The sequence below is a fragment of the Parasedimentitalea denitrificans genome (assembly GCF_011813015.1).
GTDB classification, from domain to species: Bacteria; Pseudomonadota; Alphaproteobacteria; order Rhodobacterales; family Rhodobacteraceae; genus Parasedimentitalea; species Parasedimentitalea denitrificans.
This window is the reverse complement of sequence record NZ_QHLQ01000016.1, coordinates 13148-36383: the sequence shown is the minus strand read 5'-3', so window position 1 is coordinate 36383 and position 23236 is coordinate 13148. Positions and strand designations below refer to the sequence as shown.

Annotated in this window: 24 protein-coding genes and 1 pseudogene; 15 read left to right on the top strand and 10 right to left on the bottom strand. The window is 52.6% G+C overall.

Features of this window, described 5'->3' with window-relative positions; translation table 11 throughout:
* Positions 1–110 precede the first annotated feature (110 nt).
* From DL239_RS15155 to DL239_RS15120, 8 genes and pseudogenes are all read left to right on the top strand, one after another.
* Positions 111–524 (top strand): hypothetical protein, encoded by a 414-nt coding sequence (locus DL239_RS15155; RefSeq protein WP_167684945.1) that lies wholly within the window; start codon positions 111–113, stop codon positions 522–524.
* A 125-nt stretch (positions 525–649) separates the two neighbouring features.
* A complete protein-coding gene (locus tag DL239_RS15150) occupies positions 650–871 on the top strand; it encodes a hypothetical protein (protein ID WP_167684944.1) in 222 nt (73 codons plus the stop codon).
* Between the two features lie 434 nt (positions 872–1305).
* Positions 1306–1530: a hypothetical protein gene (locus DL239_RS15145; protein WP_167684943.1), complete on the top strand. Its 225-nt coding sequence runs from the start codon at positions 1306–1308 to the stop codon at positions 1528–1530.
* Positions 1527–1886, top strand: a complete 360-nt coding sequence (locus DL239_RS15140; RefSeq protein ID WP_167684942.1) for a hypothetical protein — start codon at positions 1527–1529, stop codon at positions 1884–1886. The genes DL239_RS15145 and DL239_RS15140 overlap by 4 nt, the downstream gene beginning before the upstream one ends.
* The gene (locus DL239_RS15135; RefSeq protein ID WP_167684941.1) at positions 1883–2470 is read left to right on the top strand and encodes a 3'-5' exonuclease; all 588 of its coding nucleotides are present in this window, start codon (positions 1883–1885) and stop codon (positions 2468–2470) included. The genes DL239_RS15140 and DL239_RS15135 overlap by 4 nt, the downstream gene beginning before the upstream one ends.
* Positions 2440–2721, top strand: a complete 282-nt coding sequence (locus DL239_RS15130; protein ID WP_167684940.1) for a helix-turn-helix domain-containing protein — start codon at positions 2440–2442, stop codon at positions 2719–2721. The genes DL239_RS15135 and DL239_RS15130 overlap by 31 nt, the downstream gene beginning before the upstream one ends.
* A gap of 432 nt (positions 2722–3153) precedes the next feature.
* Positions 3154–3486: a LysR family transcriptional regulator gene (locus DL239_RS15125; protein WP_167684939.1), complete on the top strand. Its 333-nt coding sequence runs from the start codon at positions 3154–3156 to the stop codon at positions 3484–3486.
* An 18-nt stretch (positions 3487–3504) separates the two neighbouring features.
* Positions 3505–4050 (top strand): annotated as a pseudogene (locus DL239_RS15120) (LysR substrate-binding domain-containing protein); the annotation flags it as partial.
* A gap of 149 nt (positions 4051–4199) precedes the next feature.
* On the opposite strand, the gene DL239_RS15115 reads toward DL239_RS15120, so the two are convergent.
* Positions 4200–4763, bottom strand: coding sequence for a hypothetical protein (locus tag DL239_RS15115; protein WP_240931882.1), 564 nt, complete (start codon positions 4761–4763; stop codon positions 4200–4202).
* Positions 4764–4909: 146 nt separating this feature from the next.
* Here DL239_RS15115 and DL239_RS15110 point away from each other — a divergent pair, with 146 nt between their 5' ends.
* Positions 4910–5377 (top strand): hypothetical protein, encoded by a 468-nt coding sequence (locus DL239_RS15110; RefSeq protein ID WP_167684938.1) that lies wholly within the window; start codon positions 4910–4912, stop codon positions 5375–5377.
* A 396-nt stretch (positions 5378–5773) separates the two neighbouring features.
* Here DL239_RS15110 and DL239_RS15105 read toward each other — a convergent pair whose 3' ends face one another.
* Positions 5774–7099: a DUF6538 domain-containing protein gene (locus DL239_RS15105; RefSeq protein ID WP_369410577.1), complete on the bottom strand. Its 1326-nt coding sequence runs from the start codon at positions 7097–7099 to the stop codon at positions 5774–5776.
* A gap of 321 nt (positions 7100–7420) precedes the next feature.
* On the opposite strand from DL239_RS15105, the gene DL239_RS15100 reads away from it, so the two are divergent.
* The 5 genes from DL239_RS15100 (at position 7421) to DL239_RS15080 (ending at position 12034) form a co-directional block, all read left to right on the top strand.
* On the top strand, positions 7421–8626 hold the full coding sequence (locus tag DL239_RS15100) for a tyrosine-type recombinase/integrase (protein ID WP_167684936.1): 1206 nt from the start codon (positions 7421–7423) through the stop codon (positions 8624–8626).
* Positions 8619–9701, top strand: a complete 1083-nt coding sequence (locus DL239_RS15095) for a hypothetical protein (RefSeq protein ID WP_167684935.1) — start codon at positions 8619–8621, stop codon at positions 9699–9701. Before DL239_RS15100 ends, DL239_RS15095 begins: the two co-directional genes overlap by 8 nt.
* 106 nt (positions 9702–9807) lie before the next feature.
* Positions 9808–10008 (top strand): helix-turn-helix transcriptional regulator, encoded by a 201-nt coding sequence (locus tag DL239_RS15090; RefSeq protein ID WP_167684934.1) that lies wholly within the window; start codon positions 9808–9810, stop codon positions 10006–10008.
* A complete protein-coding gene (locus DL239_RS15085) occupies positions 10008–10424 on the top strand; it encodes a helix-turn-helix transcriptional regulator (RefSeq protein ID WP_206188476.1) in 417 nt (138 codons plus the stop codon). The genes DL239_RS15090 and DL239_RS15085 overlap by 1 nt, the downstream gene beginning before the upstream one ends.
* Positions 10421–12034, top strand: coding sequence for a tyrosine-type recombinase/integrase (locus tag DL239_RS15080; protein WP_167684933.1), 1614 nt, complete (start codon positions 10421–10423; stop codon positions 12032–12034). The genes DL239_RS15085 and DL239_RS15080 overlap by 4 nt, the downstream gene beginning before the upstream one ends.
* A 28-nt stretch (positions 12035–12062) precedes the next feature.
* Here DL239_RS15080 and DL239_RS15075 read toward each other — a convergent pair whose 3' ends face one another.
* From DL239_RS15075 to DL239_RS15055, 5 genes are all read right to left on the bottom strand, one after another.
* Positions 12063–12881, bottom strand: a complete 819-nt coding sequence (locus DL239_RS15075) for an SDR family oxidoreductase (protein ID WP_167684932.1) — start codon at positions 12879–12881, stop codon at positions 12063–12065.
* Positions 12882–12978: 97 nt separating this feature from the next.
* On the bottom strand, positions 12979–14748 hold the full coding sequence (locus DL239_RS15070) for an acyl-CoA dehydrogenase (protein ID WP_167684931.1): 1770 nt from the start codon (positions 14746–14748) through the stop codon (positions 12979–12981).
* Between the two features lie 24 nt (positions 14749–14772).
* Positions 14773–15960 carry an acetyl-CoA C-acyltransferase gene (locus tag DL239_RS15065; RefSeq protein WP_167684930.1) on the bottom strand — a complete coding sequence of 396 codons (1188 nt, stop codon included), beginning with the start codon at positions 15958–15960 and terminating at the stop codon, positions 14773–14775.
* 16 nt (positions 15961–15976) lie between these two features.
* Complete coding sequence (locus DL239_RS15060) at positions 15977–18091, bottom strand: 3-hydroxyacyl-CoA dehydrogenase NAD-binding domain-containing protein (RefSeq protein ID WP_167684929.1); 2115 nt, start codon at positions 18089–18091, stop codon at positions 15977–15979.
* A gap of 123 nt (positions 18092–18214) precedes the next feature.
* Positions 18215–19027 (bottom strand): helix-turn-helix transcriptional regulator, encoded by an 813-nt coding sequence (locus DL239_RS15055; protein WP_167684928.1) that lies wholly within the window; start codon positions 19025–19027, stop codon positions 18215–18217.
* A 259-nt stretch (positions 19028–19286) separates the two neighbouring features.
* Between DL239_RS15055 and DL239_RS15050 the strand changes: the two genes are divergently transcribed.
* Positions 19287–20021: a FadR/GntR family transcriptional regulator gene (locus DL239_RS15050; RefSeq protein ID WP_167684927.1), complete on the top strand. Its 735-nt coding sequence runs from the start codon at positions 19287–19289 to the stop codon at positions 20019–20021.
* Positions 20022–20175: 154 nt separating this feature from the next.
* Here the strand turns inward: DL239_RS15050 and DL239_RS15045 are convergent, their stop codons facing one another.
* The 3 genes from DL239_RS15045 to DL239_RS15035 form a co-directional block, all read right to left on the bottom strand.
* Positions 20176–21483: a TRAP transporter large permease gene (locus tag DL239_RS15045; RefSeq protein ID WP_167684926.1), complete on the bottom strand. Its 1308-nt coding sequence runs from the start codon at positions 21481–21483 to the stop codon at positions 20176–20178.
* Positions 21476–22012, bottom strand: a complete 537-nt coding sequence (locus DL239_RS15040; RefSeq protein ID WP_167684925.1) for a TRAP transporter small permease — start codon at positions 22010–22012, stop codon at positions 21476–21478. The genes DL239_RS15045 and DL239_RS15040 overlap by 8 nt, the downstream gene beginning before the upstream one ends.
* 62 nt (positions 22013–22074) lie before the next feature.
* Positions 22075–23211, bottom strand: coding sequence for a C4-dicarboxylate TRAP transporter substrate-binding protein (locus tag DL239_RS15035; protein ID WP_167684924.1), 1137 nt, complete (start codon positions 23209–23211; stop codon positions 22075–22077).
* Positions 23212–23236: the final 25 nt, after the last annotated feature.

Below are 23236 nucleotides of genomic sequence, written 5' to 3'. Positions count from 1 at the left end.
TGGTCCCGGGCCTTCCTCGGCGCGGCTTGAGCGCAACCGCTGGCAGCATCCTCCCCTGCCTGCGTCTTGAGGAGCCGCGTGGTGTGGTTCCAAAAATTGGAGGCTTCATCATGGATGAACAAACCGAACGCGAAACCCATGAGTTGGTGTTGGCGGTGATTTTTCAGGGCCGCCTACTGGCGCAGGAATGGCGTGAAGTCGGTCTGGTGCCGCACGGGACCAACAAACCGTTCGTTCTGGGTCTCCTGGACAGCCTGGATGAGCGGAAAGGTCTGGATGACATGGACGAAGAGCGCATTGAGCTCTTAGGTGACCAGATCCGCCGGTTCACAAACCGCTACTGCGAAGGTCTCGGTGACCGTGCCTTGGAGCAGCACGTCGAAACGGAACACATCTTCGATGTCAAAGCGATCAACCTGATCAATCTCGCCTGTCGCTGGCGCCAATTTCGCAATGTGCAACGAGCACTCAAGGACAAAATCGCTGCGATCCGGGAGACAGAAAGGGTGTTGGCGCAAGCGTGAACAGCAGCATTCAGGCGTTAAGTTATACCGCTGAAAAGTGGTGTTTCAAACCGCGTCGAGATTGGATTTCTGAGTTTTTGCAACGAACCCATTTCCCGACTTCCAGAAACAGGAGGTCGGGAATAATGGGCGTTTATGAAGCTCTTCCAAGAAGCAAGAAGATCCAAGAACTTGAGCGTGCGCTCTGTTACATCGGAACTATGGTCACTGTTCGGGATGACGGCGATAGGTATGTCGGGCTTTACGAAACGCTTGAAGCCGAGCTCGCTTCGTTGGAGGCGTTGGATGAAACGAAGGAGCGAATTCGCCAGCGTCTCGCACAAAGTCCCAAGCCACTTGCCGCATGAAGATTATTTTTCTCTTTTGAGGTCCGGCGAGTACGTTGATTTGGAAGATTTTGACATCCTGATTTGTGTTGCATGCGGACTGTGCTTTCCGCCCTAATGATCCAGAAATTGATGTCGAATTCCTTCTTCAAGACATTGTAACTATTAAGGAAATGATTCTTGCGTTGTTCACTGTAGGTTATTGCAAGAAGTTTCTTGCTTTTTCCAGGGTCCCTTTTTTTCTATGGCACTGCTACGGGGGCTGGCTATACGCCAATGCTGTCATTGAAATATAAGTATTACCCAACCCATCACACCGTAGTGTTTATGGAGCATAAGATGACTTCAGAGTGCCCTTGGTCTGCAACCAAATATATTTCCTTGGTTGCAGCATGACCTCTCGGTGATCTCCGATTTGACGACTATATTCAGGTGAACAGTCGGAGAATTCAGCCATGAGCAAGGAACCATCAGAATTTGAAGTCACTGACGAATCTGGCAATGTTTTTGCTGATCTCGGTCTCGAGAACGCTGAAGCGCTGCAGGCCGCGGCTGGCAAGATCTCAGGCGATAAATCAAGCGATGAAGTTATCGCGATTCTGAAGCCTATCGAAGAGTCCAACGGAGATCCGCGCGACATGAGTGATGAAGACTTGGCGTTCTTCAACTTAGAAAAATGACCAGTCAGTTTGACGAGGAAAAAAAGAGGCGCGAGCGGCTCGAAGAACTTGAACGTCCTGCGCGCGAAGAGCGCGCTCGGAAACTGCGGATCTTGAAGGATATAATCGGCGAGCGCTTCAAGGCTTATGTCGAATTTGAACAGCATCACCTATCTGATTTGGATGAGGTCTCAAACTTTGCTGTGTTTCACAATGACAAAGAAGTCCGATCTGCTGTGAAGATCTTCGTGAAAGATGCGATTCCGAAAATTGGGCTGAAAATTGTGTGGAATGGTGGCGATATTCTCGACATCGCTATTCGCAAAGAACAGGCATCAGCCCACGAGAAAATGGAAATGCTTGGAGTGATTGGATGAGTGAAATCATCGAGATCCCCAAAGATTGCGTTCACAGCCCGGTTTTCATTGATTTTGAAGCATCGAGCTTAAGTCCGAGGAGCTGGCCGATTGAGGTTGGAATCGCCTGGGTTGAGGACCGTCGGGTTGAGATCCGGAGCAAACTGATCAAGCCGCACAACAGCTGGGATCAGGATGATTGGTCAGAGGTGAGCGCCGCCGTTCATAATATTCCATTCAGTGAATTAGACAATGCTGAATCAGCTGAAGAAATCGCTCAATGGTTGATTGAGGCAGTTGGTGATCAGACGCTTGTGAGCGACGCACCGGAATTCGACCAGCGCTGGCTTGATCGCCTGACAGGTACGGTCAAAGAGGAACGGCATGCGCAGATAGATGATTTCGATCGAATTCTATGGGAGGCATTTTCACAAGACGGCATCGTTGCGCCAGGTCGTTTGCATAAGTGCTATAACTCAATGCGCTCGCGCAGAAACACTCACAGAGCGGACGAAGACGCAGCCAATCTCGCGTATGCTTATCGTGCGGGGATGCCGAAGAAAGAGAGAAAGAAATGGATCGACACGAACTCAAAAAAGAACTGACCGACACAAATCCTGGGCTGAAACGTTTTCTTGAAGATCATGCAGAGAAACGAGATCTGGCCATCAAGCTGCGCGTCGTTCGCAAGAAGGCTGGTCTCGAAATAGAAGACATTGCTTTGCGAGCTAAGCTGACGGTCAGTGAAGTGGATGCAATGGAGTCGCCTTCGGGCGAAATACCTGAAGAAGATGTGATCGAGAGATATCGAGCGGCGTGCCGAGCGGAGGGCGAGACATTCGCAGAAGAAAAATAAGAACGCGAAAGACGCGGAACGCTTAAGCGTCCGGCGTGCGATCTAAACGGGCTAACTCTGCGTACCTTAAAAGACATAACCAAGATCAGTTGAATGCGGATGCTGATTTTGAGCATCATCATTCACTGTGTTCAGCCGCACTGCCTCAAGTCATCCGCTCAAGTTCCGTCAGCGCGGCGCTGGCTTCAATCGACGTGTGGACAGCGTTGTAAGTGCCGACCACCAGGAAGAGATCCACCGACAGATTTCGTGCGGCCTTGGCGTCAGCCTCGCAGCAGCACGTTCTGCCTCCGTGGGTAATTGATGCCGTTGGGCGCTGTACTTCAGAAGATTAGTATCAAACGGTGCCATCATGGTCTCTCTCCTTTCCTGCAGGATGAGCCACAACCGACGCTGGTGGTATTATGTAAAAAATTGTGCTGTTCTACAATAATGAAGACCGAATTCTGGAATTGGTCGGACGCGCGCGTTTTTCTGGTGGTGTTCAGGGAGGGCTCGACGTTGGCGGCTTCACGCAAGCTGGGTGTTGCGCAGCCGACGGTAGCACGGCGCATTGACGAGTTAGAACACCAGACCGGCCTAATACTGTTTGAGCGGGATACGCGAGGCTTCAAGCCAACTGCGCAGGCCCACAGTCTGGTCCAGTTTGCTGAAATTCTTGAAAAAGCATCTGAAAGCTTCGCTGCCAAAGCGCGGGAGTTGGCGAAACCGAAACCGATCCGCATCACGTCTCCGGGATATTTCTCGGATCAAACTATGGATTGATTTACCGAATTTGCCGCCTTCCAACCCGAGATCGCAATTGAGTTCGTTCACAGCGTCGGGGTTTTGAATCTGCTTGAAGGCGAAGCCGACATAGCGTTTAGGGTTGCGATGAGCGATCCAGATGAGAACTTGATCGGCCGGAAGATCGGTACGGAACATTTCGCTCTCTACGGGACGCAAAATTATGCGGACAAATTCGGCTTACCCAGGTCTTCTAACGAATTTCATGGCCATCGCTTCGTCACGTTGATGCGCGAAGACGTGCCAGACATTTTATACCAGTGGATTGTAAGCCATGTTTCGCCTGACCAGATCATAAACACATTCAGTGATCTGGAGATGCTGCACGCATCCATCAAGGCGGGCATGGGTCTGGGGCTTATTCACGCGAGGTGGGCGGACACGGATGATGCTTTTGTGCGCTGCTTTGACAATATTTCGGACCTATCCCGGCCAGTCATGATGCTGATAGGACCAGAAGCGTATCGTCGGCCCGAGGTAAAGGCTTTCACAAAATTCTTTGCACCACGTTACGCGGCAATTTTCAGTGATCAGTCTTCGTAGCGACCCGACAACCTCGGAGCACCACAATTAGTAACCCCATATTGTCCGCTTCAAGCTCTCACCTGTTTTTCGCTACAACCTGATCGAAAATCAAATGTGGGACGTAGGTGTCGCTCAGTGAATACCGTGTTCTGCGCCGCTGCGAGCTGTTATTCAAAAGCGTCCTTTAGGTCAGCAAGGTATTCTGACAACTCATCGGGATATCCCCAACCGATTTGATCATCAACGCGGTCAATTTCTGCCTCAAGCGAAGGCAGAAATTCCGCAAATAACTCCTGATCCTGCTGTTTCATTAGGGTTTGGGCAACACTCGAGAACATTGAAGACAAGCTATCATAGAAGCCCTCGTCAATGTCCCCGAACTCAAGTGTGAAATCATTGCCGCATTTGACGAAATAGATCATGAGAGTCAGTGTGTCGCGGATGTTGCCGTTGGCTTTCTTGAACTCACTGATGGCTTTTCTACCTTCGGCCAGTTTTATATCCTGTTTCCAAGGCTGCTTTGGGCTGATCGCCCGCTGAATTCTTGCCATGTAAGGGGTAAGATGGTCCTTCTTTGTGCCATCGCTCAAGAAACGGGCATGCATGAACGACACGTTTTCTGCATTCAAACGATATAGGTCCTGGACCAGTCCCAGCAGCTGGGGCGAAGAAAACCCAGACAGCACCGGTTTGATATCCTTCCATGTTTTCTTAGCACTACTCATAGCCATTTTCTCCCACCAACAGGTATGTTGGGGCAACATTATGCATGAGATTTGCGAGTGGGAACCTATTTGCAACCAACTGCTTGCGCGGCATCTATTGACTCACCAAAGCCGTGCGACGAAAACGTGCCAAAGAGATCAAGAGGTGATCCATGCTTTCAACTGATTTCGAATACAGCGATTTTAGCCAATCCCTTATCATTGGCAGCCATGATGTGGATATCGAGATATTCCGCGAGGCCGGAACATATGCCTGGACACTCGAAATGGAGGTCGATGGCAAACCTGTGGAATGGCCGCATGTGTTTGTTGCCGATAAAGCTGCCTATGAAGCCGCGATTCTCTACCTCAAGGAACACGGATTGAACCCAGACATGTTTGCGGACGAGGACGACTATCCCATCATTGACAGTCCCCTATGCCAGAAGTTGCTCGTGGAAGGGCACCCGTTTGAGATCAGTATCTACCGAGGGATTGATGAACCAGAGTGGATTTTGGAGATCATCAACTCCATGGGTACATCTATTATCCCCGATGAGCGTTTCAAAACAGACAAGGATGCACTTAGCGTAGCACTTGCTGATTTTGAGAATGAGCCAATCGAGAACTTTCTTGGTTAGTCCGGCGTACCCTCAATAATCACATGATGTTTGGCGGCATATCCTCAAGTCATCCGCTCAGGTTCTGTAAGTGCGGCATTGGCGCCGGCCTCGCAGCAGCACGTTCTGCCTCCGCGGGTAATGGATGTCGTTGCGCGCGATAAATCAGAAGATTAGTATCGAGCGGTGCCATCTTGGTCTCTCTTGGAGTAGCCCCTGAAGTTGGCTGATGACACAGCAGTGCGCTCGGCGAGGTCCAGCAGGCCACAGCCAGTCAGTTCTCGTTGCCGCACATAGGATTCCTTTAATCTACCCGCAAATACCTGTCGCTTCCGGAATGTCGGCAATTCAGATGTCCCATGCAGTGTCGAGGAACACTTATGGGTGAGAAAGGCCAAGTTTGCGTCGGTGGTACACTTATCTTGTGCTTGGATTGAACATAACATTGTGCAGTATCGCGAGTTTCTTCTCGAGTGGCATTTCGTTGCCATACACTTCCCGACCACGCGCTTTCTTGACAGAATGCCCCATCATTCCGGCGCGCACATCATTCTGATAGCCGGCGTCTTCCATCCGTGTTTCGAAGGTATGGCGAAGGCCGCCGATAGTGATGTCCTCAGGCAGAATCTTTTTCTCATGAAGCACCTTGTTGGCAGCCGCTGAATAAGTGCCTTTGTAACGGTATCTCGGAAACCCATCAGGGTTCCTTTGGAAGGCCTCCAATGCAACACCAACAAGCGGGATTTTTCGCTTGCTTGGCTTATTCTTAATCTCTCTTGCCCACTCGCCGGTTTCCTTCCGGACCCAGCAGTGTGGAATTGGATCGTCAAGGAAAATGGAATGTGGAGGCAGGTCAGTGATTTCCGATTGACGAGCCCCGGTTTCGGCCAAGACAAGAGTGATGTCGCGCAGTTCATCATTCATGAAATCGAGTGCTCCGGGCGCGACGATCTTGTCCCGGATGATTTCGGTGGGCACTTCCAGCTTCCTACTGTCTTCATCATCAAGTGCCCCAAACCCTTTTCCCAGGTTGTAGAAGGGGGAAGGCGGCATCACACGATCATCTACACCCAAATGATTATGAAACCTCTCCCACAAGGTATTCAACAATCGCAGTTCCTTCTGAGCCGATTTTCCCAACATGTCTTCGTCGATGACCCTGTCCTTCAAGGCGTCCCGGAGCGAGACGGCTTCCGAACGTGAAATTTCGTGGAAAACCGGATCATATCCCAGAAGGTTTACGACTTTGGAAGCTGGTCTCGTCCACTGTGCTTTCCACGTCTTCTTTGCCTTCGCCGCTTTGTTTTTGACATTTTCAGGATACCATTGGTGCATTTTTTCCGCGACTTCCGTAATCGTCAGTTTTGGTCTCTCAATTCCTCCCAGGAGGGCTGTCGCTGCTTCTGATTGGGCTGTGTCTTTGTTTCCGAATAGGTTCAACACACGCTCCATAATAGCGGCAGGACCAGCAGTTTGTAGTTCATTTGCCGTCCGGTAAGTGAAATTCCGGGAGGTGGCCAATTGGGCGATTGCCTCGAAGTGATTTGCTGGCGAAGGATCTTTGCCTGCGAGCTTTGCGTTGAGTTCAGCCAATACCTGAGTTTTGATGACCCCTCTGCGGGTGATCGCTTCCTCGAAATCGCCGGTGTACAAGGATCGGTGAAGTTCAGATTTTGACTCCACCGATTTGTAACGAGAGGGGACCCTCATCCGAAGGTGCCAAATACCATTCCTGAGCCCCATATTCGGCGGGATTTTCTTTCCGGATGCACCCACTTTGCACTCCATGATTTGCTACGCATTTTGCTACACACTTGTCTGCATTCCGTTCCCACAAATCACATAAAATCAATTAGTTAAAGGGGGCGCTTCAAATAAAGCGATTCCGCCCCTGGGCACCATTTTAACTTCCAATTGCGTCCATAGTAGTACGATAGTAACCTGTATTCACAGGGCTTTGTGGAACGAGTTGTCTCATGTTGTCCTGCCACGTGCAGCTCAATCCACCCTGATTGGGGGTATAGTTGGGGGTACGTGCCCTGAGGTAGCTAGGAACATACCCCCATGGCCGTTTTAAGTGACGCGAAGATTCGAGCGATTAAGTCCGAGGGCAAACCTTTCAAGCAAGCGGACTTTGACGGGTTGTATCTTCTGGTGAACCCAAGCGGATCCAAACTCTGGCGCTTCAAATACCGCTTGCATGGAAAAGAAAAGCTCCTGGCGCTGGGCAAATACCCCGACATAACACTGGCAGATGCGCGCAAGTTGCGAGACGACGCGCGAGGCCTAGTCGCATGTGGCGAAGACCCATCTGCCCACCGTAAGGCCCAGAAGCACCAGGAAGCAGCAGAACAGAACGACATATTTTCAAAACTGGCTGCGGAACTTCTAGAGAAAAAACGGCAAGAAGGTCGAGCCAAAGCCACACTTAAGAAAACTGAATGGTTCCACCGATTGCTGAATAGCGACATAGGCGCGATGCCAGTTTCGCACATTACGGCTCAGGATGTTCTAGTGCCACTGCGCAAGGTTGAGCGCAAAGGAAACCACGAGAGCGCTGTGCGAATGCGATCCGCGGCAGGTGCGGTCTTCCGCTACGCCATTGCACTGGGCAAAGCTGAGAACGACCCGACTTACGGTCTTAAGGGTGCACTCATTCGTCCCAAAATCAACCATCGTGCCGCCATCACGGATCCCAAACAAGTTGGAGAGCTGCTTCGCGCGATTGATGGCTTCTCAGGTCAAAGAACCACCAAGCTTGGGTTGCAACTTTTGTCGATTACAGCAGTGCGACCTGGAGAGCTGCGTTTGGCTGAATGGGAAGAGATAGACGAAACCGGCGCCATTTGGACCATTCCGTCGCATCGCGCCAAAATGCGTCGCCCGCACGCGCTGCCCTTGCCGCGCCAAGCGCTGGGCATTCTGAAAGACTTGAGAGAACTAACTGGCTGGGGAAAACTGGTTTTCCCATCTGTACGCTCTTCTCAGCGGGCGATGAGTGACAATACTCTGAATGCGGCTCTCCGGCGCATGGGCTACAGCAAGGAAGAAATGACCGCCCATGGGTTCCGAGCTGTGTTCTCCACGTTGGCTAACGAAGCTGGCCTGTGGCACCCTGATGCAATTGAACGCGCCCTTGCGCATGTTGAGAAAAATGAAATCCGGCGCGCTTATGCACGTGGCCAGCATTGGGATGAGCGTGTGAAGCTCGCGCAGTGGTGGGCCGATACTCTGGATAAAATGAAGCTGGAAGGACCAAACCGTGACTGACTCGATGATCAACCCAGCCCGGCCCACGGAAAGCCTGATGCAGGCTTGGATTTATCGAAAACTCTGGACCATGAATGAGGCCGTAGCTCTCGCGGCAGGCATCACTCCGGTCGCTGATGCCGATCAGGACAGTCTGCAATCGCTACAGTCGCTACTGGAACGGACAGAACGCGATGGCATGCGAGCAGCGACACCCAAGCAATGGTTATGGTGGGGCGAAAAGAACGACATGCCTTTTCACAGTGATTGGTGGCTGGCGATAACACCCGAAGGGCCAACTGGTTTTGATGGACAGCACTTCGCTTTCAACCGCGGGGAAATGCTCTCTGACGCATACTTGCAGCAAGAGCGACGCTTGATCAACAAGTGGGCACGAAAGCCCTATTGGACGCCACGAGAGGCAATTGACCTGTCGCTGAACTTTGATCCATTCACAACGGATGGCTGGCGCGGCGAGGCACCGGAGACCGGCGAAACAATTCGCGAGCGCGAAGACCGTTTCCAAATGCTGGAGCGGGCAGCGAAAGTCGGAGACATCTCGGAAGAAGCGGCTCCCGGAGATTATATTCTATGGCTTAATAAGTGCGGGTACATCGTCTCGGAGGCGTGGTGGCGCGCTGTTGGTCTCAAGAGCTCCATCATCGAAAGCATCGAGGCCGACCAATTGGCGGCCCTAACCATCGAGAATGAGAAATTACGGCAGGACGTCAAGACGAAGACCGACCGAATTGAGGAACTGGAAGCCGCAGAAAAGTCAGTATCGACTGACGGCCAGGCGGTAGAAATTGAACGCCTCAAGAAAGAGACCGCAAGACTTAAGACTGATCCGGAAAATCCCCGTGAAAAGGCGGCACTGACAAGACGCCTCAACAGCTTGCAGAAGGCGCTGTTGGCAGCGGCTGTTGATGGGTATTCTTACGACCCACGCCGCGCCAGATCTGATGTTGCCCAACAAATTGCCGCAAAGTCGGATGAGCTGGGGTGCCCAGTGACCTCGCAAACGGTCGCAAAACACCTAAACGAAAGCGCCGAAGAACATGTAGATCAGGCCTTCTGGACCGCGATTTACCCATAAAAATATAGAAGACCAATTGAATTCAACTTAGCATAGTTGAATTCAGCCAAGTCATCGTTGCACCAAATCAGTCTTGGATCCACCTTCAAATACAAGGATGGATCAAATGACGTTTGACGAACTCCCCAACGAAGCGCTGTTGCGCGAAAAACAAATCCTGCATCCCAACGGCCCCGTACCTGTCTCTCGTTCCACTTGGTGGGCAGGGGTGCGGAGCGGGCGCTTTCCACAACCAGTTCGCCTTGGACCGCGCACCACTGCTTGGCGTGTGGCCGACATCCGTGACCTTCTGCAAAGTGGGGTGTGATGATGCCGGGCTACACCGAAAAGACCCCTCTCTTTCCAGGCCTCTTCGATGCCTTGGAGTTGGAGGAAGAAAAAAAATTGTCTGCCTCATCTGGACAGAGAAAACGGAAAAAGAATGCTAAGCGTAAGGCAACCACCAATACGTCAGCGGCAAAGGAGAATCAATTCCCAAGGACGGCAAAAACGCAGTTTCTAACGGATCACGAGGTTGCTAAACGTTACGGCGTTTGCCGTCAAACAATCTGGAGATGGGCGGCTAAAGGGGAGCTGCCAAACCCCAAAAAGGTGAGTGCGCGCTCAACACGTTGGCGCATTATTGACCTGGTTGCGTACGAGGCATCTTTGCCCGTCTCTGACAAATCTGGGGCGGAACACGCAACTCTTGGCCGTACTTCCAAAAAGGAAGTGCAATCATGAGTAGATCTTACCGACATATCCGCCCGACCGGTTCCATGGTCTATTCCGTTGCCGATGTTCAGGCACTCTACGACGTTTGTCGTAACACCGTGTCAAATTGGGTCAGTTCTGGCCTGACACCATCGGATAGTGTTCTGCCCCAACTCTTTCGTGGGGCAGAACTCAAGCGTTTTCATGCCGAAAGAGCCGCCCGCAAGCGCGAGGACCTACGGCACGGCGAGTTCAAATGCTTGGGCTGCGGGCACGCGGTGTTCCCCAAAATCAACTCGGTCTTCATTAAGGGGAACGGAGGGCGTGCTCCCCTCGCCACTGCGACGTGTTGCGACTGTGGCCGTACGGTGATGAAGCTACTTAGTGAGACAGAGTGCGACGCAATAAAGGATTGCCTGACCACCAACACTAGCCTTGCCGGAATAGACGAAAGTAAAGGTCCAGATCCGGCCTGTGTTGGGAAAGATGCAGAGTCTCGGGGGATTGAATGGCACACAATTAATGATCGGGTCGTGCACGAATGGCAGGCTTACGCTGGCAGATATGACCCCAAAACCGTGCAGTCCCATCTCGTCAGCATAAGGGATCTTGAGCGATTTCTCGATGGCCGCCCCTTCGACAAGGTGAAACCCAGAAATGTCGGCGCTTACCGCGACCACATTGTGAGACTGCTAGCGAAGCCAAAGAAGGAGGGAGGGCTCAGCAACTCGACAGTGCGTCACAGGGCCTCGCACCTCAGCGCCTTCTTCAAATGGCTCAGAGGCCAGAGCGGATACCGGCGTCTGAGTGCCAGCATTCCCGACTATTTTGCATTACCCCGCAGCGCCTCTGCACGGCAGGCAAAGCAAGAGGCGAAAGCCTACGCATCCATTGAAGAGGCTTGGCGCATGGTCGCTTTGATGCCGGAGGAAACGATTGTACAGCGCCGTGATCGTGCGATGGTCGCCTTCGCTTACATCTGCGGGCTGAGGGCGGGTGCGTTGACCTCAATTCGGTTCAAGCACCTAGACCTTGAGAATAGAACTTTTGTGCAAGACGCCACAATGATGCGGGCCAAAAACGGCAAGAGTTATCAGGCAAAATGGTTCCCGAGAACCGAAGCGTTTCAAGAAGTTTTCTTGAGATGGGTTGATGAATTGACACAACTGGGTTTCCAAGACGAGGACGCTGCTTTTCCCGAGCTCAAAGATCTATGTATGCGCTTTGAAGGCACGTCTAACATCGAGCCGCTAGGATCCAGTCGATCTTTGCAAACGGCCTTCTTCCGCGCATCTGACATGCTGGGCAAGCGTTATTCCCCGCACTCGGCAAGGCACACGCTCAAGGCGCTGGGCGTAAAAATCTGCCGCACACAGGAGGAGCGTAAAGCATGGTCGATGAACCTGGGCCACTCGGACGAGCAAATCACCGAAAGGCACTACGGGAAGATGTCTTCGGCCCGAAGCGCCTCGATTATCGAGGCGCTGTGCTCAGATGAAGTATTTACCGAAGAAGAAAACGAAATGATCATCGACTTTTACGAACGACGTTTTACACGCGGCACTGTGGAATATCGTATCGCTCGAAGACTGGCGGAAAAGCGTGAGAAGGCACGCGGGGACGATGATATGATCGAATGACGGTGTGCTATCCTTCAGGGCGGCACTTTTACGAGGTTCGGGTCCGTAATGTTTTGGCAATGTCCTGCCCGATTTGGCCAGATCCACGTTGGTAAACTGCGCCGTCAACCACGATGAGCGAGCCTGAAATATAGCTCGACAACTCACTCGCCAGGAACATACAGGCATTGGCTACATCCTGTTTCTGGCCAAGCCTGCCCGCCGGGATTGCCAGGTTCAACGACTCTCGTGTCTCCTCATCCGGTGCAAGACGCCGCAACCCCTCAGTGTCATCGATGAAGCCGGGAACAACGGAGTTGACTCGGATGCCCTCGCGCCCCCATTCCAAAGACAGCGTTCGGGTAATCTGATCCACTCCGGCCTTGGCCGCGCAGACATGAGATTGTCCCTCATAAGGCAGCCAGGACTGAGGCGCTGAGATATTGATGACGCTTGCGTCCGGGCGCCTCAGATAGGGGTAAGCCGCTTTCATGACGTGGATAGTACCCATCAAGTCAATTTCGATCACACTGCGAAAGGCGTTGGTCGACATCTCAGCAGCAAAGGCTGGGAAATTTCCCGCAGCGCCTGATATCAGAACGTCGAAGTCGCCTAGCTGTTGGTGAAACATCTGCATGCTCTCGGCGACAGCGTCTGGGTCGCGCACGTCAAAGGCTGCGCCGATGGCTTCCTGCGCACCTGCATCTTTCAATTCGGATACCGTGTCATCCACTTTGTTTTGATCCCGGCTTGCAACGGCTAGTTTTGCGCCATGTGCTGCAAAGCTCTTGGCGATCCCACGGTTGATCCCGCTGGTCCCGCCGATCACCACGATTGTCTTACCTGAGAAGTCTAGTGTGACAGACATAATGCGCCTCTTTTATATGGTCAGGAAGACTCTTACATGCAGTCCGAGGGCAATTCTTGCGTTTATGGGCAATCCACGGTTTTGTTGGATTGGGAGACTAAATCAAAACTGTGTCTGGTACGGTGCGGGTTAGGCTGTTGTCGTTTTCCAAAAGCGCTAACAGCCCTGGAATCTTGGACAGCTCAGCTGCAAAGAAATACCGGCAGGCCCATTTTTTCACTTCGGCAATCTGGTGGTCACCGGACCGTTCGCCTGCCATGGCGAGGTCGAGCCAGATCCAGCCTATGACAAAATGTCCAAACGCCTCCAAAAAACCGGTGGCGTTGGACAAGGCGTCTTCGGTGCTTTCCGTTTCGAGGATTGCCCTGACCAATGAATCAAAGTGATCGCACAGGCCGGACAACTGAGCTGCCTGGTCGGGAAAAGATGTTGCGTCCTTGATTGTGTTTCGCACAGTTTCTAAGAAGATTTTGAAGGTCCTACCTTCGTCCAAAAGGATTTTACGGCGCAGGAGATCGATCGCCTGAATACCGGTCGTGCCCTCGTGGATCGGGTTAAGGCGACTGTCACGATACAGTTGTTCAACATCGAAGTCTCGCGTGTAACCGTATCCGCCGTGTACCTGAATGGACTGATGCAGAGCCATCAAACCCTGCTCAGAGGGCCACGACTTGATCACGGGTGTTAACAGGTCCAACAGGGCGGCAGCATTCTTTTTTTCAACTCCATTCTCGGCATATTGAGCAACATCACAAAGCAGAGCTGATTTTAGGCACAGCGCCAGGGCGCCTTCAGAAATAACTTTTTGTAACAACAGCATACGGCGTATATCTGGGTGTTGATTAATGGTGATTGGTCTGGAATTACTGGGTAAGTGGATAGGGCGCCCCTGAATTCGTTCTGCGGCATAGGTGCGGGCCAATTGGTATCCACGATAGGCGAGGGCGGCCCCGCTTAGTCCGACGCCTATGCGGGCCTCGTTCATCATTTGAAACATGATGCGCAGGCCTTCACCTTCTTTACCAATCCGCCAGCCAGTTGCGCCGCCATCCTCGCCAAAGTTCAACAGGCAATTGGGCGTTCCGCGGTAGCCCATTTTATGGTTGAGCCCGGCAACGGCGATGTCATTGCGGACCTGTCCCATGCTTCTGGGCAGAACTTTGGGCACGATGAACAGGCTGGTGCCTTTGGGGCCAGGAATTGTGCTGCCGTCTGGTTGCACTGCCTTTGCCAGAACCAGATGGATTATGTTTTCTGTGACGTCGTGATCGCCTGCTGAAATCCACATTTTCTGGCCGGTGATCCGATACCGCATTCCGTGGGCGTCGTCGCCGTCAGGAACCGCACGTGTGGTGATATCACCAAGAGAGGAGCCAACATCGGGTTCGGATAGGCACATCGTGCCAAGCGCCGATCCTTCGATCTGGGGGGTTGCAAAAGAGGCAATTTGCGCCGGGGTCCCAAATTCGGTGATGACGCGGGTGTTGGCCGCAGATAGCAAGATAAAGCCCGATCCTGCCACATTGGAGGCCATCAGCTCTGCCATGGCTGCGGTCGCCACAGTGTATGGCAAACCCATACCTCCATTCTCAACATCAAGCGCTGAGAGATGCAGCCCTGCTTTAAGATATGTGGCGAGCGCGGCTTTGAGATCTTTTTGCACCCTGACCTGGCCATTGTCCAAATAGGGTTCTTCGCGATCAGTGGCCTTGTAACAACTAAGGAATTCATTCTCGGAAATGTCTTCGGACAGGTTTAGAAACGCATCCCAATCTGTGCGCTCCTGATCGCCGAAGGCCGCAAGATCAACAAGACGTTCTATGTCAAGCCAGTCATAGAGCAGAAAATCTATCTCGCGGCGCATCATTCCAGTTTTCCTTATTGTGGTTGGCTATAGGGCGGTTTCAAACAGCGCGGCCGCACCCATGCCGCCGCCAACGCACATCGACACGACAACATATTTTTCGCGCCGCCGCTGCGCTTCCAGCAGAGCGTGCCCAACCATGCGTGCACCGGTCATACCATAGGGGTGGCCAATTGAGATGCCGCCACCATTTACATTGTATCGCATTGGATCAATGCCAAGGTGATCGCGGCAATAGATAGCCTGACAGGCAAAGGCTTCGTTCAGTTCCCAAATGCCGATATCCTCAACTTTCAAGCCGTGGCGCTGCAGCAGTTTTGGAATGGCAAAGACCGGGCCAATCCCCATTTCATCGGGATCACACCCTGCAACTGCCATGCCGCGATAGATGCCAAGAGGGGACAGCCCGCGCCGTGCTGCAAGACCAGCATCCATTACGACGCATGCAGATGCCGCGTCGGACAATTGCGACGCATTTCCGGCAGTGACTGAGCCGCCCTTTAGAACCGGATTGAGCGCGCTGAGGCTATCCATTGTAGTATTAGGGCGGTTGCCCTCGTCTTTAGCCAAAGTCACTTCAGCTTCAGTCACTTCGCCAGTTTCGCGGTCTTTGATCAGCATTGTTGTTGTGACCGGAATGATCTCGTAATCAAAAACACCGGCAGCCTGTGCCTGGGCTGTGCGTTGTTGCGACTGATAGGCGTACAGATCCTGCGCTTCGCGCGAAATACCATAGCGGTTGGCTACGATTTCAGCCGTCTTTAACATCGGCATATAGGCTGCGGGCACCTTGGCAATCACATTCGGATCAGCCTCGGTCTGGATCCATTCGAAATAGGGTTGTTGAACAGCTGAGATGTTTTCCTGCCCGCCTGCCAGAACCACGTCCATGCCATCTTGCACCACTTGTTTGGCCGCGGTTGCCACGGCCATAAGACCTGATGCGCACTGGCGGTCAATGGTCTGTGCGGCAACGGAGGCGGGCAGACCCGCTGCAAAAACCGCGTTACGCGCAAGGTTCATCCCAGCTGTGCCTGCTGACAACACCGTGCCAAACACGCAATCTTCGATTTCATTCGGGTCCACGCCCGCTCTTTGGACGGCATGGGTCAGAGTGATACCGGCCAGTGATGGGGATTTGGTTGCATTGAACGCCCCCCGATAGGCACGACCGATACCTGTTCTTGCGGTGCTTACGATGACAGCTTCTCTCATTGCGTCTTTTCCTCGTCTAATGTGGGGTGTGCCAGTTGCTCAAACGTCCGCCGGCATTGGCAAGCCGGCGGAGCAGGGGGGATACGTCCCAGTAGCCCCAGGTGTTTCCAGAGCGTTTGGCGTAAAAATCCATCCGATCAACCACCTTTTGCAGACCCAGTTCATCCGCCATGAAAAGCGGCCCGCCACGCCATTTTGGAAAGCCATATCCATTGGTCCAGACAACATCGATGTCCGAGCCACGATTGGCGATGCCCTCCTCAAGAATGCGGGCGGCCTCGTTCACCATTGGGAACAACAGTCGTTCAAAGATCTCGGTGTTTGGGATGTCATAACGAAGACCGATCCTGTGTTGCTCGGCCAGCTTTTGTGACAATTCTCTTATTTTTGGGTTTGGAAGGGCTGAGCGGCCTTCATACAGATAATAACCAGTGCCGGATTTTTGTCCGTGGCTACCTAAGGTAAACATTGCACGACACATTGCGCGGTAGGCGGGATCGCGGGGCCCAACCTCGGACTTGATCCATTCTGTAACCGTGCGTGCGCCCACGTCGATGCCGGCCATATCCAGCATCCTGTTTGGCCCCATCGCCATGCCCCAGACCCGGGGATTTTCTGCGATGCCGTCGATGGCAGAGGGCGTCGCCCCTTCCAGCAGCAGTGCTTCGCTTTCGCGCAGGTAGGTTTCGGCCATGCGGTTGCCAATGAACCCATAACAAACACCGCTGACAACTACGGTTTTTCGAATGCGTCGAGCAAAATGCATCACTGATTTTAGAACTTCCGGGGCGGTTTGATTCCCCCGAATGACCTCAAGCAGTCGCATGATATGTGCGGGCGAAAAGAAATGGGTGCCGACGACATCTTCTGGGCGACCACTGGCCTGCGCGATTGTATTGACGTCCAGCGTCGAGGTGTTGGTGGCGATGATTGCGCCTTTTTTGCAAAGGCTTCCTAGCGTTTTCACGACGGAGCACTTTAGGTCCATATCCTCAAAAACGGCTTCGATGACCAGGTCACAATCACTGAGAGCTTTGGCGCCGATCCCACCGGTCACCCGATCCCGACAGGTTTTTCCTGCCGCGTCAGACAGTCGACCGCGTTTAACCATCGCAGATATTGTTCCATCAACGTTCTGAATGCCCTTTTTTAGCGCTGCATCGTCTACTTCGCTGATTGTGACCTCATATCCGGCCAACGCGGATGCGACCGCGATCCCGGCCCCCATTGTGCCAATCCCCAGAACGCCAACTTTTTCGATGATGCGGTGGGGCGTATCCTTGCCAATGGCAGGAACGCGTGACGCCATGCGTTCGGCAAAAAACAAATGACGCTGGGCCCGTGAAGGGGGGGAAGGGACGAGTTCAGAAAAGCAAGCTGCCTCGATGTCGATCCCCGTGTTGAATGGTAGGTCACGGGTGGCGCAGAGTGATGTGTACAATGCGGTATAGGCAGGCTGAAATGGGTGTTTTTCTGCTTGGTTTTTCACATTGGATAGCGCGTCCATATCTGCCTGCGGCACAGATAAATCGCAGGTGCGCCGAGGGGCTTGACCCACTAGCGTCTGCACCCTGCTGATGGCCGCATCACGAAGGGATTCAAATGGTACAATCGCATCCACAAGGTTGCTGGATAGTGCAAAACCTGCGTCCACCATGTGTCCAGTGAGCATCATTTTGGCGGCTGTCTTTAGCCCGACCAGTCGCGGCAGGCGCTGAGTGCCATGAGACCCGGGAATGAGGCCGAGCTTGATTTCAGGGAGGGCAAATTGGCTGCCTTCGGCTGCAATACGGTGATGGCCGGCCATGGCCAGTTCAAGGCCACCACCCAAAATGGTTCCATGCAAGGCCATAACAACTGGTCGTTGGCTTGCTTCAAGCCGGATCAAAAAGTCGTTGTAGGGCTGCGCCGAAAATCCAGGTTTTTCAAATTCAGCAATATCACCACCGGCGACGAACGTTTTATCACAGGCGCAAATTACCAGGCCGATGGTTTCAGTCTGGGTCTGGAATTCGTCAAATCTTTGGATCAGCCCTGCGACAACATCCCGCGACAGTGCATTAACAGGAGGATTGTCGACTTCCAGAACGGATACATTTTGTACGATCGAAAGCCTTACGCACGTGGTCATGTCGCTACTCCTATATTGGTGAGGCGACACCTACTTTTCGTTCAGGTGATATTCTTGCGTTCAAGGGCTATGGCAGCTCAAAAACCGGGGTTTGTGAAAAAAGCTGGGAACTCAGCGCCAAGTTTAGACGTTTCTCGTAAGAAAAAATGCGGAATCCTGCATGTGAGCCTTCATTCTGCGCGGGGGCAGCCCGTATGTAGAGCGAATGGAGCGACTGAAATGGGTTGAATCTGGGTATCCCAGATCCATTGCAATCTGTGTCAGAGAGGCAGGTGCCAAGATCTTCTCTAAGTATGATCGCGCCCGTTTCCACATTTTGTAGTGCCGGAACTGTATCCCGGTATTGCTTACAAAAAGCCTGCGAAACCGCGAGCTGGAGATTTCAAGGTCAACTGTGCAATCGGAGGTTAGAATGACGTCACTTATACTTGTTTTCACAAGATCGGTCGCAGCTTTAATACGGTCATCCATTGGGCGCGGTTCGAGACCGTAGCTGAACATCTCAATGTCAAAGATCTGTGACGAATAGCTGGAGATCGCGGATCTCGAAAATTGGTCCGGGTGTTTCGGGAGGGTCAGTAACCCCAGCGTTTCTGCTTCTACGAGGCTCAACCCATTCAGGGAGGATTCTAATTTGATAAGGCTTTCGTCTGAAACTGTTTCTGGTTCGACGAGGACGGTTTTCACAAATTGATGGCCTGCTACGATACGGTGAGCCTTGAATGGCGGCACCACCACGACGCGTGCTTTGATCGGGTCTTCGCCACGTAAATGAACAACGATGTCGTCTTCCAACCCGATGTAAATGACTAGGGCGCCCATGACGCGATGATCGAGTTGCGACCCCAAACGACAGATATGTAGGACACGGTCGGGCGTAATCATGATCATGGGGGCGATGGTTAACTCTGATCCTTCTGGCATATGATCAAGCATGAGAATGCCTTAACGTGGCATTTAAGTTTTTAGTTTGTGGGGGCTGTTTCAAGAGAAGCGCAAACACAGACCAAACACCAAGAAAAGTGTTGACGATAGGGGGCATCACCGGCCGCCAAAGGGGGTGTAAATCTTCGTTGTTGAAGTTAGTCTTTATCTCGCAAAACTGGATGAATGATGTTATAAACCTATATGCCGTCGCGAAAAAAATTGAACTGGGTTTCGTTTCGGCGGGCCACCACCTTATGGGGATAACAATATGAGCTTGCGCGGACAGCCGTTGAAGGTGAACTATGCTTACCGCCAGTTCGCTGACGAAATCGAAGCGCAAATCATGCAAGGAACCTTGCAGCCAGGCGAACGGCTGCCCGGTGAGGTAGAACTGGCCGAGATGTTTGGTGTCACACGGTCGACTGTTCGCGAAGGGCTTCGCCAACTTGAAAGTGAAGGGCTGGTGAATCGCCCGTCGCCGCGTCGGCTGGAGGTTGCAGTGCCACAAAGCGATCAGCTGGCCAGCCGCGCCAGCCGCGCCATGGTTTTGATGAACGTCACGTTCCGTGAACTTTGGCAGGTTGCGCGGGAAACTGAATCCCTGGCCTCGGCTTTGGCTGCGGAATTGGCTACGCCAGAGAAGGTCGAGATACTGGAAGACATTCACGCGCGCTTTGTTGCGGTAGAAAACGATGTCGTTGAGACCACCCGACTGGACAAGCTCTTTCATTCTCAGATAGCGGAAATGGGCGAAAATCGAGTGCTGAGTCTGGCGCGTGAACCGCTTGCTTTGCTTCTGTATCAGGGTTTCTTGCAGGTGGCGCCCAAAGTTCCGCAAGCAATTGATCGCCAGATCGAGGCACACTCCCATATTCTGGGGGCCATTCGCAATAACGATCCGGAGAGCGCGCGTGACTGGACGCGCCGTCATATTGAAGATTTTTGGCGTGGCATTCAGATGGCGGGTCTGGAAGACGAACCGCCGATTTCCAGAGAGACGTGATTGGGGTGATCTTCCGTCCGCCAGACGTTCTGTGATTACATACAGGGCATTGGTCAGTTTCTGTATGTAATCACTGGTGATCTGGTTCATGTGCTTGTCTCAGTGTCCACGGTTTATCACCGTGTTCAGGCATTGGAAGAGGAGAAAACGGTGCTCAGTTCAGGAGCTCGGGCAGCTTCAGTACCAAGGCGGGGAATGCGGACAAGATTGCTACAACGATCAGATCCATCACAATGAACCATAGAACGCCTCGGAAGATTGCCGATGTTTTCACAAGGTCGCCAACGACACCTTTGATCACAAACACATTCATTCCAATCGGTGGGGTAATCATCCCGATTTCTAGCAGCTTGGTCAGGACGATCCCGAACCATAGTAAGCTCCAGCCAGCGGAATCAACAACTGGAAGAATGATTGGCAACGTCAACAACATCGCCCCGATTGGCTCCAGGAACATGCCCATCACCAAATAGACAAGAATGATACCGACAAGCAGCAACGTTGGGCTGGTTGCCAATGACATGATCCCGGCCGAGAGATAATCCCCTGCGCCGGACAGAGCCAGAAACCGGGTCAGCAAGCTGGCGCCAATTGCGATGACCAAAAGCGAGGCTGTGGTCATTATCGTTTCGCGAGCGGCTTTCATGAACCGGTCAAAGGTCAATTCGCCACTGACCAGTGCAACAAGACAGGCCAGAAATGCACCAACGGCCCCCGCTTCTGTAGGGGTAAAGATACCACCAAAAAGCCCTCCGAAAATACCAATCATGACCAGAAAGATCGGCCAAGTATCTTTCAGAGCAAGGACTTTGTCTGCAAAACTGACCTGTTCATCCCGTTCCGGTGCAAGAGCTGGGTTCAATTTGACCCGCACAAAAACCACGATGACATAGCCAATTGCCGTCAAAAGCCCTGCGCTGATCCCTCCGAGAAACAGCTTGGCGATCGAAACCTGCGCGATGACACCGTAAAGGATCAGAATGATTGATGGTGGGATCAATGCGCCGATGGTCCCGGCTACGGCCACAGTTCCCGTGGCCAATTCCGGGTGGTACTTGTGTTTAATCATTTCGGGTATCGCGATACGACCCATGGCTGCCGAACAGGCAAGGGAAGAGCCTGACACCGCAGCAAAGCCAGCCGAACCAAAGATGGCAGCGATGGCTAGCCCCCCCGGTACCGCAGACATCCAGACCCGTGCCGCATTGAACATGCCGCGCGTCAGGTGGGTGTGATAACTGATGAACCCCAAAAACAGGAACATTGGAATGGAGCTGAGAATCCAATTTGCCGAGAACTGGTAGGGGATGACGCCCAATGCGCCCCAGGCGACCTGCGGGCCCATAAGTGACCATAATCCGACAAAGGATACCCCGATCAGAGATATTCCAATTGGAACGCGCAGGGCGATCAGGAACATCAGAAACCCAAGGCCGGTCAAGCCTATTGCAACTTCACTCATTTATTATCTCTGCATCTTCAAGTGTTTCGTGAAGGCCATTTTGGCTACCAGTCAGCGCCACTACAATCTTGTAGGCAGCAATCAGAGCCATTAGCGCTGCGCCGATGGGAATGGCCCAGTAGCTTTGCCAAATGGTGATCATGTCGGATCCCTGTTCGATGGATGCGCCATATTTGGTTTTCTTCATGGCTTCGAAATAGCCACTGATGGCTAGCAACGCGAAGACCGCGACTGTCAGCACACCGGAAAAGACAGACAGCCAACCCTGAACGGATTTTGGCATCATGTCTGTCAGGAACTCTACGGAAATATGGGCGCCTTTTTCTTCGGCAACACCAAGAGCCATGAAAACCACGATAATCATATAGTAGTGCCCGACGATAACGATCGTGCCGGTCAAAGGTGCATTGAACAGATATCGGCCAATAACATCTGCGGTCACATGTAGCATCATCAAGCCGATGCAAAACGTCCCGATCAAGGATGCAATTCTTGTCAGACCAGACAAGAACTTTCCAACAAGAAGCATGGCTTTTCTCCCTCAAGGCAGCCAAAAAGGGCGCCGGTCTTCGAACCAGCGCCCCATATTGATCACATGCCGTAGTTGTTTACGTCGATCTTGGAGTAAATCTCATTCCAGTACACCTCGGCCAGGGCCTCAGCGCTATCAACATCGGCGATCAGCGCAGTCCAACGACCCAATGACGCGCGCAGGGCGGTACTGACTTCGGCGCCGTTCTTTAGCCCAAAACGTTCGTCATAGATGGCTGCAACCGAAGTGATGTCATTTTCGATAAAGCTCCGGTTCATTTCCAGCAGGCTGTCGGCCGCGGGACCATATTCGAGGCCACGTTCCAGCGCTTCTGTTTTACCGTTACGGCCAATGTCAACATAGACCCAGGTCATGTCAGCGGCCATTTTGGCATTCGCTTTCATCAACGCTGACTTACCTTCAGCAGATAGCCCGTCCCAACGGTCTTTGTTCATCATAGTCGGAACAGTAAACTGACCACCTGGAAGCCCGGCATAAACGTATTTGACTGCATCAATGAAGCTGAAGTTCATGAAGTCGGCAGTGTTGCTGGCGGTGCAATCCAGAACACCTTGGTTCAGAGCTTCAAAGGTTTCGCTGACCGAAATCGACACCGGAACGGCACCAACTGATTCCGCCCAACGCGACCAATAGGCCCCGGCTGTCCGGATCCGCTTGCCCTTGAGCTCTTCAGGCGAGTTGATCGGCACAACACACTGAAGAACATATGAGGTTGTCATGCTAGCGCCCATGAACACCTGGTTCTGCGCAGCGGCTTCACTTTTGCACTCGGTGCATTGTGTCATCACGTATTCGGAAATTGCACCGGCGAAGGCGGCCGAGCTTAGCTCGCCTGAAAATTCTGGCAGTTCGGTCAGTTCAGCAAATTCCGACACCATATTCATGTTGGGGAATTCGGTTGGGAAATACGGCGTCAGGGTTACGGCCAAATCCGCCATACCATCGCGTAGGCCAGCATTGGCTTCGCCAAAGCTGAGTAACGATTGCGGGAACACCTTCATCGTCAGTGCGCCACCGCTATTCTCGCTCAGGGCTGCGGCATAGTCTTCCACAACGGAGTTCGGGCGTGAATTTGGCGGCCAACCACCGGCAAAGTTGAGCTGATCCGCAAACGCGGCGGGTGCCAGTGCCAACAACGACGCGCCGGTGAGCAACCCCTTGATAGTGTATTTCATGTGTCTTCTCCCTCTGTTGTAATTC